13 protein-coding genes are annotated in these 12,657 nt (G+C 59.6%); 11 read left to right on the forward strand and 2 right to left on the reverse strand.

Annotated elements, in window-relative coordinates; all coding sequences use genetic code 11:
- Window positions 1-6: 6 nt before the first annotated feature.
- Window positions 7-810 (forward strand): IclR family transcriptional regulator, encoded by an 804-nt coding sequence (locus PMI28_RS13840; RefSeq protein ID WP_007987220.1) that lies wholly within the window; start codon window positions 7-9, stop codon window positions 808-810.
- An 11-nt stretch (window positions 811-821) separates the two neighbouring features.
- Here the strand turns inward: PMI28_RS13840 and PMI28_RS13835 are convergent, their stop codons facing one another.
- On the reverse strand, window positions 822-1,874 hold the full coding sequence (locus PMI28_RS13835; protein WP_007987223.1) for an NAD(P)-dependent alcohol dehydrogenase: 1,053 nt from the start codon (window positions 1,872-1,874) through the stop codon (window positions 822-824).
- A gap of 190 nt (window positions 1,875-2,064) precedes the next feature.
- Here PMI28_RS13835 and PMI28_RS13830 point away from each other — a divergent pair, with 190 nt between their 5' ends.
- Window positions 2,065-2,955, forward strand: coding sequence for an AraC family transcriptional regulator (locus PMI28_RS13830; protein WP_007987225.1), 891 nt, complete (start codon window positions 2,065-2,067; stop codon window positions 2,953-2,955).
- A 183-nt stretch (window positions 2,956-3,138) separates the two neighbouring features.
- Here the strand turns inward: PMI28_RS13830 and PMI28_RS13825 are convergent, their stop codons facing one another.
- Window positions 3,139-4,803 (reverse strand): electron transfer flavoprotein-ubiquinone oxidoreductase, encoded by a 1,665-nt coding sequence (locus tag PMI28_RS13825; protein ID WP_007987227.1) that lies wholly within the window; start codon window positions 4,801-4,803, stop codon window positions 3,139-3,141.
- Between the two features lie 548 nt (window positions 4,804-5,351).
- Between PMI28_RS13825 and PMI28_RS13820 the strand changes: the two genes are divergently transcribed.
- The 9 genes from PMI28_RS13820 (at window position 5,352) to PMI28_RS13785 (ending at window position 12,498) form a co-directional block, all read left to right on the forward strand.
- The gene (locus tag PMI28_RS13820; RefSeq protein WP_007987229.1) at window positions 5,352-6,101 is read left to right on the forward strand and encodes an electron transfer flavoprotein subunit beta/FixA family protein; all 750 of its coding nucleotides are present in this window, start codon (window positions 5,352-5,354) and stop codon (window positions 6,099-6,101) included.
- Entirely contained in the window at window positions 6,102-7,031 is a 930-nt protein-coding gene (locus PMI28_RS13815) for an electron transfer flavoprotein subunit alpha/FixB family protein (protein ID WP_007987231.1), read from the forward strand.
- A 193-nt stretch (window positions 7,032-7,224) separates the two neighbouring features.
- A complete protein-coding gene (locus PMI28_RS13810) occupies window positions 7,225-8,049 on the forward strand; it encodes a substrate-binding periplasmic protein (protein WP_007987232.1) in 825 nt (274 codons plus the stop codon).
- A 9-nt stretch (window positions 8,050-8,058) separates the two neighbouring features.
- A complete protein-coding gene (locus tag PMI28_RS0128565; RefSeq protein ID WP_033063351.1) occupies window positions 8,059-8,415 on the forward strand; it encodes a DUF4398 domain-containing protein in 357 nt (118 codons plus the stop codon).
- The gene (locus PMI28_RS13805; RefSeq protein ID WP_007987234.1) at window positions 8,412-9,224 is read left to right on the forward strand and encodes an OmpA family protein; all 813 of its coding nucleotides are present in this window, start codon (window positions 8,412-8,414) and stop codon (window positions 9,222-9,224) included. The genes PMI28_RS0128565 and PMI28_RS13805 overlap by 4 nt, the downstream gene beginning before the upstream one ends.
- Window positions 9,225-9,425: 201 nt before the next feature.
- Window positions 9,426-10,865 (forward strand): aminotransferase-like domain-containing protein, encoded by a 1,440-nt coding sequence (locus PMI28_RS13800; RefSeq protein WP_007973699.1) that lies wholly within the window; start codon window positions 9,426-9,428, stop codon window positions 10,863-10,865.
- Between the two features lie 80 nt (window positions 10,866-10,945).
- Window positions 10,946-11,428, forward strand: coding sequence for a hypothetical protein (locus PMI28_RS13795; protein ID WP_007987235.1), 483 nt, complete (start codon window positions 10,946-10,948; stop codon window positions 11,426-11,428).
- A gap of 166 nt (window positions 11,429-11,594) precedes the next feature.
- Entirely contained in the window at window positions 11,595-11,849 is a 255-nt protein-coding gene (locus PMI28_RS13790) for a YkgJ family cysteine cluster protein (protein WP_007987236.1), read from the forward strand.
- Window positions 11,850-11,892: 43 nt separating this feature from the next.
- Window positions 11,893-12,498, forward strand: coding sequence for an START domain-containing protein (locus tag PMI28_RS13785; protein WP_007987237.1), 606 nt, complete (start codon window positions 11,893-11,895; stop codon window positions 12,496-12,498).
- Window positions 12,499-12,657 lie beyond the last annotated feature (159 nt).

Genomic DNA, 12,657 nt, shown 5'->3' on the forward strand with positions numbered 1-12,657 from the left:
CTGGATATGCAGGAAGACGCCCCAAAAATCGCCAAGGATGCCGCTCCGACCGGCACCCAGACCCTGCTTCGCGGTCTGGGTGTGGTTCAGGCCGTGGCCAACGGCGCCCGCGATCTCAAGGAAATCGCCCGGCTGATCGGCACCACGCGCAGCACCACCCATCGCCTGGCCAGTTGCCTGGTGGACGAACGTTATCTACGGGTGGTGCCGCAAGTCGGTTATCTGCTGGGACCGAAACTGATCGAACTGGGGTTTCAGGCCCGTGAAGAGTTGCCATTGGTGACCCTGGCCGGGCCGTATCTGGATGAGTTGTCGGCGTTGACCGGCGACACCATTCACCTGGCCATTCGTGAAGGCGATGAAGTGCTGTACCTGCACAAGAATCCGGGGCGCAATGGCCCGGAAATGCGTTCGCGGGTCGGCCATCGCATGCCGCTGGCGCGGACCGGGATCGGCAAGGCGCTGATGCTCGATGATTCGCCGCAAGAGTGGCAGCGCCTGTACGAAGTCAGCCTGCCGGTGGGTGGGAAAAATCAATTCTGGCCGCAGCACCCGGAGCAATCCTGGGAGCAGTTCGAGCAGCGTATGGTCGAGTACGTGGCCGGTGGCTACGCCTTCGATCTGGAAGATAACGAGCCGTCGATCCGTTGCGTGGCGGCGCCGGTGCGCGATGCCAGCAAACGCATCGTTGCCGGCATCAGCATCGCCAGCACCGTGCCGTACATGCCGCTGGAAAAGATGGCCGAGCTGATTCCCCTGATCAAAGGGGTCACGGCCCGGCTGTCGGCGGAGCTTGGTTTGAAGGTTTAAGCCTTGAAGGTTTAGAGCTTCAATGTCGCCATGTCGATGACGAAGCGGTACTTCACGTCACCGGCAATCATGCGGGCGTAAGCCTCGTTGATCTGGCGGATATCGAGCATTTCGATGTCGCAGGTGATGTTGTGCTCGGCGCAGAAATCCAGCACTTCCTGTGTTTCGGCGATGCCGCCAATCAGGGAGCCGGCTAGCACCCGGCGACCCAATACCAGTTTGGCCGCATGCACCGGCGGCTCCACCGGTTCGATCAGACCCACCAGAATATGCACGCCATCGAAACGCAGCGTATCGAGGTAAGGGTTGAGGTCGTGCTGTACCGGAATGGTGTCGAGCAGGAAATCGAAGTAACCGGCGGCCGCCTGCATCTGGGCGTCATCGGTGGACACGATCACATGGTCCGCGCCCTGGCGGCGAGCCTCTTCGGCCTTGCTCGCCGAACGGGTGAACAGCGTCACTTCGGCCCCCATCGCCTTGGCGAACTTGATGCCCATGTGGCCGAGGCCGCCCATGCCGAGAATCCCGACTTTGTCGCCGGCCTTCACGCCGTAGTGCTTGAGCGGCGAGTAGGTGGTGATGCCGGCGCACAGGATCGGCGCGGCGCTGGCCAGCGCCAGTTTCTCGGGGATGCGCACCACGAAGTGCTCGCTGACCACGATGCTGTCGGAGTAGCCGCCCATGGTGTTGCTGCCGTCGACCCGGTCCGGGGTGGCGTAGGTCATGGTCGGGCCTTCGAGGCAGTATTGCTCCAGGTTGGCCTGGCAAGCTTCACAGCTGCGGCACGAGTCGACCATGCAGCCGACACCGACCAGATCGCCGACTTTGTGCTTGGTGACATTCGCACCGACGGCAGTAACTTTGCCTACGATTTCGTGGCCAGGCATCAGCGGGTAAACGGCAATGCCCCACTCGTTGCGGGCCTGATGGATGTCGGAATGGCAGACGCCGCAGTAGAGAATTTCGATGGCAACGTCGTCGGCCCGTGGACTGCGGCGTTCGAATTTGACCGGGGCGAGGGGAGTGGTGGCCGACTGGGCGGCATATCCGATGGCGGTGTACATGGTGAACCTCGCTAAAGCGCTGACGGGTGAGGTGGCGCATTCTGGGCGCCGGACCCAGTCGCGGCCATGGCGATTCCTCCGGGTGTCATGCCTATTCCTCCGGCATCCTGCTTTGATCGATCGCATTGGCGATCAGACCTGCGATGATGCTTGCATCCCTTTTTCCATGACTTTTTTGTGAAGAGCTCCGATGCTGTTGACCCGTCATCTTGATGCCAATGCCACCCTGGTTTCGCTGATCGCGCCGCTGTCCACCCGCGATGGTTTCGTCCAGACCGCGTTGCCGGGCGTGCAGGTTCTGCGGGCCAGTTGCGATGTGGCCCGTGGGCCGCAGATCTACGAACCGAGCCTGGTGATCATCGCCCAGGGCAGCAAACTGGCGTACCTGGGGCCGCGCACCCTTGAATACGGGGCAGGGCACTATCTGATTCAGGCGCTGCCGGTGCCGTTCGAATGTGAAACCTTTGCCGCGCCGGACGGGCCGATGCTCGGTGTGTCAGTCGCGATCGACCGGGTGATGCTGGGCGAGTTGGTGTTGGCGATGGGCTTGGCTCCGGGGCGCCATATTCCGGCGCAAACACCGGAGTCGATGACCTCGGCAGTGCTCGATGACGCCATGCGCGGTTGTGTCGAGCGGCTGCTGCGGTGCCTGCACGATCCGCTGGAATGCCAGATCATGGGGCAAGCGCGCTTGCGCGAGTTGTTGTTCGTCGCATTGCGCGGTCCGCAAGCCGACGTATTGCGCGCACTGGTTGAGCAGCAGGGGCAATTTGCCCGGATCGCGGCATCGCTCAGCCATCTGCATGCGCATTACACCGAACCGCTGAACGTCGAGACCCTGGCCAGTTGCGCGAACATGAGTGCGTCGACGTTTCATGAGCATTTCAAGCGCAGTACCTTGTTGTCACCGGTGCAGTATCTGAAGCGATTGCGTCTGCTCAGGGCGCAGCAGTTGTTGCTGGGCGAGGGTCTTGGCGTGGCGCAGGTGGCGCACCGGGTGGGGTATCAGAGCACGTCGCAGTTCAGTCGCGAGTACAAGCGGTATTTTGAGCGCAGTCCCGGCGACGAACGCGCAGCCTGACTCACCGCCAATCCCCTGTGGGAGCGGGCTTGCTCGCGAAAGCGGTGTGTCAGTCAATATAAATGGTGAAGGGTCAATCGCATTCGCGAGCAAGCCCGCTCCCACACTGGTTTTGTTGTGCGGCTCAAATCGTGGGCAACAAAAAGGCCCCCATTTAGGGAGCCTTGTTGTTCGCGGTTCGGCTTACATGTTCGGGTAAGTCGGGCCGCCAGCGCCTTCCGGTGCCACCCAGGTGATGTTCTGTGCAGGGTCCTTGATGTCGCAGGTCTTGCAGTGAACGCAGTTCTGGGCGTTGATCTGGAAGCGCTTCTCGCCGTCTTCCTTGGTGATCACTTCGTACACGCCAGCCGGGCAGTAACGCTGTGCCGGCTCATCGTACAGCGGCAGGTTCTTGCTGATCGGGATGCTTGGATCGGCCAGCTTCAGGTGGCACGGCTGCTCTTCTTCATGGTTGGTACCGGAGATGAACACCGAGCTGAGTTTGTCGAAGCTGATCTTGCCGTCCGGTTTCGGGTAGTCGATCTTCTTGCAGTCGGCCGCCAGTTTCAGGCAAGCGTAATCCGGCTTGGTGTCGTGCAGGGTGAACGGCAGTTTGCCGCCGAAGATGTTCTGGTCGAGCCAGTTGAAACCGCCACCAACGATGGCGCCGAACTTGTGAATCGCCGGGCCGAAGTTGCGGCTGGCGAACAGTTCGTCGTAGAGCCAGCTGTTCTTGAATGCGTAGACGTAAGTGGCCAGTTCTTCGCTGCTGTCCTTCTCTGCGAACAGCGCGTCAGCCACCGACTCAGCGGCGAGCATGCCGGACTTCATCGCGGTGTGGCTGCCCTTGATCTTGGCGAAGTTCAGGGTGCCGAGGTCGCAACCGATCAGCGCGCCGCCCTTGAACACCATTTTCGGCAGCGAGTTCAGGCCGCCCTTGCAGATGGCGCGGGCGCCGTAGCTGATGCGCTTGCCGCCTTCCAGGTGCTGCTTGAGCACCGGGTGATGCTTGAGGCGCTGGAACTCGTCGAACGGCGACAGGTAGGTGTTGCTGTAGGAAAGGTCGACGATCAGACCAACCACTACCTGGTTGTTTTCCAGGTGATAGAGGAACGAGCCACCGGTGTTCTCGGTGCCCATGATGTCCATCGGCCAACCGGCGGTGTGGACCACCAGGCCAGGCTGGTGCTTGGCCGGGTCGACTTCCCAGATTTCTTTCAGGCCGATGCCGTAGTGCTGGGCATCAGCGTCAGTGTCCAGGTTGAAGCGTTTGATCAACTGCTTGCCAATGTGGCCACGGCAGCCTTCGGCGAACAGCGTGTACTTGCCGCGCAGCTCCATGCCCGGAGTGTACAGGCCTTCCTTCGGGTTACCTTCGCGGTCGACGCCCAGATCACCGGTGATGATCCCGCGAACCACGCCGTTCTCGTCGATCAGCGCTTCCTGAGCGGCGAAGCCCGGGTAGATTTCCACGCCCAGGTTCTCGGCCTGCTGGGCCAGCCAGCGGCACAGGTTGCCCAGGGAGATGATGTAGTTGCCTTCGTTGTGCATGGTCTTGGGCACAAAGAAGTCTGGAACTTTCTGCGCGCTTTCAGCGTTCTTCAGCACGAAGATGTCGTCGCGGGTGACGGGGGTGTTCAGCGGCGCGCCGAGTTCTTTCCAGTCCGGGAACAGTTCGTTCAGGGCGCGTGGTTCGAACACGGCACCGGACAGAATGTGAGCACCGACTTCGGAGCCTTTTTCGACCACGCAGACGCTGATTTCCTTACCGGCTTCGGCGGCCTTCTGCTTCAAGCGGCAGGCGGCGGAAAGACCAGCGGGGCCGGCACCGACGATGACAACGTCGAATTCCATGTATTCGCGTTCCACAGGTTATCTCCTACTCAAGGCTCAACAGTTTTTTTTCTAATTTGGAGGTTGGGTGTCGCATCCATGAATTCCGGCGCAACGCCGGAAGCGGACAATCGATTGACCACCTTTCTCTTTGGGTGGCGCATTATATCTACACCACTCTCAGCGTCCAATACAAACGTTTGTTTGAAATGGCTCAAAGCCAGAGAAATCAAAGTCACGCGCCTTATGAACGGCTATTTTGGCGTATTGACCGGAATAGGCGTTCCGGTCAAGATACGGGCGGTTTTGCGCTCGCCGTAGGCTGACTGTTGGTTTCAAGAGCACCTCTAAAGACAGGGCGATGGCAGTAGAGAGTGATGCGCCGCGCGGGTTTGACGCGCAGTTTACACGCCGCGATGCTGAATGACTCGTCAGTCACCACTGACGAACGGTCATCCACATCATGAGCGTTGGTCACTTGACACGTTTGCCGGCGTTTTTAGAGGTGCCCTTGCGCCCGATGAGCATCAACCGCCAGGTTCGCCTAGGCGACTTTCTTTTCACCGGAGAGTAACGAGGAATCCATGAAGGTTCTTGTAGCTGTCAAACGCGTTGTGGATTACAACGTCAAGGTCCGCGTCAAGGCGGACAATTCCGGCGTCGATCTTGCCAACGTCAAGATGTCGATGAACCCGTTCTGCGAGATCGCCGTTGAAGAAGCCGTACGCCTGAAAGAGAAAGGTGTTGCGACTGAAATCGTCGTCGTCTCCGTCGGCCCGTCCACCGCTCAAGAGCAACTGCGCACCGCGCTGGCTCTGGGTGCCGACCGCGCCATCCTCGTCGAGTCCGCCGAAGACCTGACTTCCCTGGCCGTTGCCAAGCTGTTGAAGGCCGTTGTCGACAAGGAACAGCCTCAGCTGGTGATCCTTGGCAAACAGGCCATCGACAGCGACAACAACCAGACTGGCCAGATGCTCGCTGCCTTGAGCGGCTATGGTCAGGGCACCTTCGCCTCGAAAGTCGAAATCAGCGGTGACAGCGTGGCTGTGACTCGCGAAATCGACGGCGGCGCGCAGACCGTTTCCCTGAAACTGCCGGCCATCGTTACCACCGACCTGCGTTTGAACGAGCCGCGCTACGCGTCTCTGCCAAACATCATGAAAGCCAAGAAGAAGCCTCTCGAAGTGCTGACTCCGGACGCTTTGGGCGTTTCCACCGCCTCCACCAACAAGACCGTGAAAGTCGAAGCGCCGGCTGCACGCAGCGCGGGTATCAAGGTCAAGTCGGTGGCTGAACTGGTCGAGAAACTGAAAAACGAAGCGAAGGTAATCTAAATGACTATCTTGGTTATTGCTGAACACGACAACAAAGTGCTGGCCCCGGCCACGCTGAACACCGTTGCTGCTGCCGCCAAAATCGGTGGCGACATCCACGTTCTGGTTGCAGGTCAGGGCGCTGGCGCCGTGGCTGAAGCCGCTGCGAAAGTCGCTGGCGTGGCTAAAGTGCTGGTAGCCGATAACGCTGCCTACGCTCACCAGTTGCCGGAAAACGTTGCGCCGCTGGTTACCGAGCTGGGCAAGGGCTACAGCCACATTCTGGCAGCCGCCACTTCCAACGGCAAAAACATCCTGCCGCGCGTTGCCGCTGCACTGGACGTTGACCAGATCTCCGAGATCATCTCGGTAGAAAGCGCTGACACCTTCAAGCGTCCGATCTACGCCGGTAACGCCATCGCTACCGTGCAATCGAACGCTGCGGTCAAGGTGATCACCGTGCGTGCCACCGGTTTCGACCCGGTTGCAGCTGTTGGTGGTTCCGCTGCCGTTGAAGCCGTTGGCGCTGCTCACGACGCTGGTATCTCCAGCTTCGTCGGCGAAGAACTGGCCAAGTCCGATCGTCCGGAACTGACCGCTGCCAAGATCGTCGTTTCGGGCGGGCGCGGCATGCAGAACGGCGACAACTTCAAACACCTGTACGCCCTGGCCGACAAGCTGGGCGCTGCCGTCGGTGCTTCCCGCGCCGCGGTCGACGCAGGTTTCGTACCCAACGACATGCAGGTCGGTCAGACCGGCAAGATCGTTGCTCCACAGCTGTACATCGCGGTCGGTATCTCCGGCGCGATCCAGCACCTGGCCGGCATGAAAGACTCCAAAGTGATCGTTGCGATCAACAAGGACGAAGAAGCGCCGATCTTCCAGGTGGCCGATTACGGCCTGGTGGCAGACCTGTTCGAAGCCATCCCTGAGTTCGAGAAGCTGGTCTAACCCGGCGGCTTGACTTATAAAGAGCCCGGCCTTTTGGTCGGGCTTTTTTTTGCCTTTCTGTAGGAGCGAGCTTGCTCGCGATGGACGTTAACGATGACGCGTTCATTCTGGAAAAACGCGGCGCATTGACGTCCATCGCGAGCAAGCTCGCTCCTACAGGGGGCATAACCGGGTATGAGTGGAGTGTGAAGCCATGGATCTGCGCTGTGTGTGGAGCTTGCTGGGATTGACGCTATTGCCAGCGCTGTCTTTCGCCGCAGGCAAATGCGAACGCCTGGTGGTGACCGGCAGCCCGGACGCGCCACCGTACCTGTGGCAAGACCCGCAGAATCCCAAACACCTGATCGGTGCCAGTGCCGATTTGTTGCAGCAAGTGGCGGGGGAGTTGGGGCTCAAGGTCGAACTGCTTTATGCCGGCAAACGTTCCCAGGCCCTGGACGAAGTGCGCAGCGGGCGCATGGACATGCTGGCGGACGCACCGTTGACGGTCAGCGAGCTGGAAACCCTGGATTACATCCATCCACCCTTGCTGGAAAACGACTATCTGGTCTGGACTCGCAAGGACTCGACGCTGGTCTACAACGAAGCGCAAGACCTGCACGGCCATCCCGGTGCCGTGTCGGAAAAGGCCCGAATGACCGCGCAATTCAGCACCTTTGCCGGACAGCAATTAACCCTCACGCGCACGTCCAACCTGACCCAGGCCTTTCAGAAACTGCTGTTGGGCGAGGTCGAATTTGTCCTGGCAGGACGTTACTCGGGCATGGCGACCGCACAGACACTGGGCATGGCCGGTGATCTGGTCGCGCGCTCGCAACCGGTCGACAAGCCTGGCCTGTACCTGGCGATTTCCCATGACTCGGCCTGCAACGATCCGTGGTTGCGCGGACAGTTGGCCAAAAAGATGACAGAATTGCCCGCGTCCGGACTGACGGAGGCCGTGCTGATGCGCAATATCGAGCGTTGGAAGGCGCAACGCTCACAGCCGCAACAACCCGTCAGTACCCCAAAACAGTAGGGATATTTAGTGAGTATTCGACCTCTTTTCGCTGGCGTGGCCTTTGCGGTCCTGGCGGGTTGTGCAACCGATCCTGCGCCGAGTGAACAAATGCGCCTGACCGAACAGGCACTCGAACAGGCCAGGGCCGTGGGCGCCACAGCAGATGATGTGCCGGAAATGAAACTGGCCGAAGACAAGTTCAACCGTGCCAAGGGCAACATGAACGACCAATCCTTCAAGAATGCGCGCATGCGGGCCGAACAGGCCGAGCTGGATGCGCGTCTGGCCGAAGCGCGTGTGCTGACCCTCAAGAGCGAGGAGCAGTTGAACGTGCTCAACACCCGCATCGCCCGCCTGCGCAAGCAACTGGGAGATGCCGAATGAGTCTCAAGACTAAAGCCCTCGGCGGTTTGATCCTGGCAGGCTGCGCAACTCTCTTTGGCTGCGCCAGTCAGCACAGTGAAACGGCGTTACAGCAGGCCGGTGCCGACTTTCAGAAGGTCAAGGAAGACTCCAATGTGCTGCGAATCGCCCCCAAGGACGTGATTCGCGCCGGAGAGTCCCTGGCCCGTGCCGATCGCCTGTCCAGTTATTGGGGCAGCGGTTCGGACGTGGTGCATTACGCCTACCTGAGCCAGCGCTATAGCGCGATTGCCCGGGAACATACCAATCAGGCGCTCAACGAAGAGCAAGCGGCGAAACTCGAACTGGAGCGGCAGCGCCTGCAACTGGAACTGCGTGAGTCCAAACTGTTCAGCGTTCAGCAGCAAGGCAAATGGCTCGAAGAGCAGATCCTGGCATTAACGACCACCCAGACCGACCGCGGCCTGGTGATGACGTTGGGCGACATGCTGTTTGACACGGGCGAAGCGGAGTTGAAACCTTCGGCCAACCGTGTGGTGTTGAAGATCGTGCAGTTCCTGCAACTCAACCCCAAGCGTGTGGTGCGGATCGAAGGTTATACGGACAGTACCGGGGGCAAGCAGGAAAACCTCAAGCTGTCCCGCGACCGTGCGCAATCAGTGGCTGACGTGCTGATGGATCTGGGCATCGACGACAAGCGTATCCAGGTCGAGGGTTATGGCGACGAGTATCCGGTAGATGCTAATGCGTCGGAACGGGGCCGGGCGCAGAACCGTCGGGTGGAAATTGTGTTTTCCGACGAAAAAGGCCAGCTCGGCGCTGCCCGCTAAGGGCTGCGTCGCTGGAAAACCCGGCCTGCCATGCAGCGCCGGGTTTTTTTATGTTCGCCGAATACCGCACAAAACAGTACAGATTTTGCTGACACTGCACTGTATGGTCGACTATTGTGGCAACTGTCCCAGTACACTTCTAAACTGTTCCGGTATTGTTTCACACAAGAATAAAATGCCCGTGAAATCGAGTGCTGCGTCATGACCAATCTTTTGCTCTATCAACGTATTGCTCAACAACTGGCCGAAGACATCCGCCGTGGGGTCTATCAGCCGGGAGAGCGCGTGCCTTCGGTGCGCAAGATGAGCTCGCAGCTCAATGTCAGCCATGCAACGGTGTTGCAGGCGTATGCCAATCTCGAGGATCAGGGGCTGATCCGCGCCCGGCCGCAGTCGGGTTACTACGTGCACCAGACGCCGGCACTTACCGCACCAACGCCGGATATCGCCCGGGTCGAGCGCCCGGGGCTGGTCACCCGCAGCAGCATCATTCAACAAGTCCTGGTCGAATCCCGTCGTGAAGGTGTCTTCCCGCTGGGCGCCGCGGTGCCGAGTGTCGACTATTTGCCGGTGCGGGCACTGCATCAGCAATTGGCCAAAGTCACCCGTTTCCATAGCCCGCGGGCCTTCAGCTACATGTTCAGCCCCGGTTTCGAGCCGTTGCGCCGGCAGGTGGCGATCCGCATGCGTGATGCCGGCGTGGTGGTCGATCCGTCGGAGGTGGTGATCACTCACGGCTGCGTCGATGCGCTGCAGATGTCCTTGCGCGTCTTGACCCGTCCGGGCGATCTGATCGCGGCCGAATCGCCGACCTATTACGGGTTGCTGCAACTGGCCGATCTGTTGGGCCTCAAGGTCATCGAGATCCCCAGCGATCCGGCCACGGGCATGAGCCTGGAAGCCCTGCAACTGGCGGCCAACCAATGGTCGATCAAGGCGTTGGTGTTGACCACCCGACTGAGTAATCCATTGGGCGGCACCATGCCCGAGGAGCGGCAGAAACAGTTACTGCGCCTGGCATCGGACTTCGATATCCAGATTGTCGAAGACGATATCTACGGTGAGTTGATGTTCGAGCAGGGGCGCACAAAGTCCCTCAAGGCCTACGATCGGCTGGACCGGGTGATCTACTGCTCAAGCTTCTCGAAAACCCTGTCGCCTGGCGTGCGGATCGGCTGGATGATTGCCGGTAAGTATCAGCAGGAAATCCAGCGCTTGCAGACCTTCAGCACGCACTCTGCGTGCAGCGTCACCCAGATGGGCATCGCCGCTTACCTGGAAAATGGCGGGTACGACCGGCATTTACGCTTCATCCGTCAGGAATACCGTAAGAACCTCAGTGCCTTCCAACTGGCCGTGCAGCAGTATTTTCCGGAAGGCACGCAGATGACCCGGCCTACCGGCGGCTTCATTCTGTGGGTCAGTCTGCCGGGGCGGGTCAACACACAAGAGTTGCACGTGCGGGCACTGCAGCAGGGCATCAGTATTGCGCCGGGTCTGATCTTCAGTAACACCGAGCAGTTCAATCACTGCATTCGCCTCAATTGCGGCACGCCATGGAACCGTGAAGCCGAGCGCGCATTGATGACCTTGGGCATGCTGGCCACCCAGCTTTGCCAGGAGATGGCCGGCGGTTTGTAACAGGCTGCTACTGCGCTTGTCTTGTGGGCTGCAACAGGCGAGCATATGCACCCCTGCCGTTTGCGCCCACCGTTGGACACATGAAACCGACTTTTCCTGCCACCTGGCTTTTGCTCTGCCTGTTTACGAGTATTCAGCCGGCATCCGTCGTGGCGGCTACCGAGCAGGATCAGCAAACCACTGGCAGTTTCCACGTAGCACCGTTAAAAACCGAACCTGTGAAAAAAGCCTCGCCGGCCAAGAAACCGGCGACGCCCGTGAAAAAGCGTCCGCCCATTGCCTCCAAATCGAAACCGGCCAGCGAGGTGGTAAAGACTGAGCTTCCGTCTGCCAAGCTGGATCTGAGTTTGCCTCGGGACATGGTTCAGGAGCTGAAACCGCTGGGAACGGTGGTATCGCCCAAGCGCGAGCCGTTACTGCCGCAGATGTTCGGCGAAAAGAGCGGCAGCAGTCCGTTCCAGCTCAACGGACGCTTGCTCAGCAATGAAATGCAGCTGCAACTGCGAAATGAAGAGCGCCGCGAGGTCGAAGGCGCGGCACTGGATTTCGAGTTCAAACAGTAACCTCATCCCGATCCTCGAGCCCCAGACCAGACGCTTTGTCGGAGACTGGTCGGTCATGTTCGTTTGCACTGAAAAACCCGCTCGCAGGTAATTTAAAACAACTGTTTTAGCGGGTACTCTGTGCCCCGTCCTTTAACACATTGCTCATCGCGAGGAGCTTGTTGTCATGAAATGCCGTGAGGGCTGTGGTGCTTGTTGCATTGCCCCTTCCATCAGTTCACCGATTCCCGGTATGCCCAATGGCAAACCTGCGGGGGAGCGTTGCCTGCAATTGTCGGCCGATAACCTGTGCCGTATTTTCGGCCAGCCAGAGCGCCCGGCGGTGTGTTCGGCGTTTGATGCCGACCCCGAGGTGTGCGGAAGCAGCAGCGAAGAAGCAATTCGCCTAATCGGCTGGTGGGAGCAAATGACGGCGGCGTGATGTGTTTTCAACGAACGGAACTTCAACAATAAGGAATAAGACTATGGGTTCGCTGCATCGTATTGCTGTGCTGTGTGGTTTGACGGTTGTGCTGGCTACCTCGGCGGCCCAGGCCGAAGACTGGAAAGTCAAAAAAGACGAAGACGGTATCAAGATCTCCCTGAGTGAAGTGGCCGGGTCCGACTACAAGGCCTACCAGGGCGTCACGCTGATGAAAACCACCATAGCCAAGCTGCGTGCGTTGCAGGACGACGTGTCCGGAGCCTGCGCCTGGATTCACGAATGCAAGACCCAGAAGCTGCTCAAGCACGAAGGTAACCAGAGCTGGACCTACACTCAGTTCAACACCCCGTGGCCGGTTACTCCGCGTGATTCGGTGCTGCACGTCACCACCATCGAAGGTGCCGATGGCAGCCTGACCCGCAAGCTTGAAGGCGTACCGAAATACCTTCCTGAAGAAAAAGGTTTCGTCCGGGTCGCCAAGGTCGACGGTTTCTGGAAGTTCGTACCCAAGGGCGACCAGATCGAAGTGACCTATCAGGTGCACACCGAACCGGGCGGCAGCGTGCCGTCGCTGGTGGCCAACAAGTTCGTGGTGGATGCCCCGTTCAATACCTTGAAAGCCCTGAAAGAACGCGCCGAGAAGTAACCGCGCCGCTCTTTCGATAACGCCCCGACTTGTTCGGGGCGTTTTTCTTTGCGCAATAGGGAAAATGCCGCTCAGTCAAGCCGTCACGCAACCTGTAGCAGCTGCCGAGCCTGCGAGGCTGCGTTCGGCTGCGAAGCAGTCGTGAGTCCAGCTGACGCG

This window comes from Pseudomonas sp. GM48 (genome assembly GCF_000282335.1).
Taxonomy (GTDB): Bacteria; Pseudomonadota; Gammaproteobacteria; order Pseudomonadales; family Pseudomonadaceae; genus Aquipseudomonas.

Bases quoted from the DNA above. Each gene is read 5' to 3' on its own strand.
- PMI28_RS13840 (WP_007987220.1), top strand. From the start codon at position 7: ATGCAGGAAGACGCCCCAAAAATCGCCAAGGATGCCGCTCCGACCGGC.
- PMI28_RS13835 (WP_007987223.1), bottom strand. From the start codon at position 1,874: ATGTACACCGCCATCGGATATGCCGCCCAGTCGGCCACCACTCCCCTC.
- PMI28_RS13830 (WP_007987225.1), top strand. From the start codon at position 2,065: ATGCTGTTGACCCGTCATCTTGATGCCAATGCCACCCTGGTTTCGCTG.
- PMI28_RS13820 (WP_007987229.1), top strand. From the start codon at position 5,352: ATGAAGGTTCTTGTAGCTGTCAAACGCGTTGTGGATTACAACGTCAAG.
- PMI28_RS13815 (WP_007987231.1), top strand. From the start codon at position 6,102: ATGACTATCTTGGTTATTGCTGAACACGACAACAAAGTGCTGGCCCCG.
- PMI28_RS13810 (WP_007987232.1), top strand. From the start codon at position 7,225: ATGGATCTGCGCTGTGTGTGGAGCTTGCTGGGATTGACGCTATTGCCA.
- PMI28_RS13805 (WP_007987234.1), top strand. From the start codon at position 8,412: ATGAGTCTCAAGACTAAAGCCCTCGGCGGTTTGATCCTGGCAGGCTGC.
- PMI28_RS13800 (WP_007973699.1), top strand. From the start codon at position 9,426: ATGACCAATCTTTTGCTCTATCAACGTATTGCTCAACAACTGGCCGAA.
- PMI28_RS13795 (WP_007987235.1), top strand. From the start codon at position 10,946: ATGAAACCGACTTTTCCTGCCACCTGGCTTTTGCTCTGCCTGTTTACG.
- PMI28_RS13790 (WP_007987236.1), top strand. From the start codon at position 11,595: ATGAAATGCCGTGAGGGCTGTGGTGCTTGTTGCATTGCCCCTTCCATC.
- PMI28_RS13785 (WP_007987237.1), top strand. From the start codon at position 11,893: ATGGGTTCGCTGCATCGTATTGCTGTGCTGTGTGGTTTGACGGTTGTG.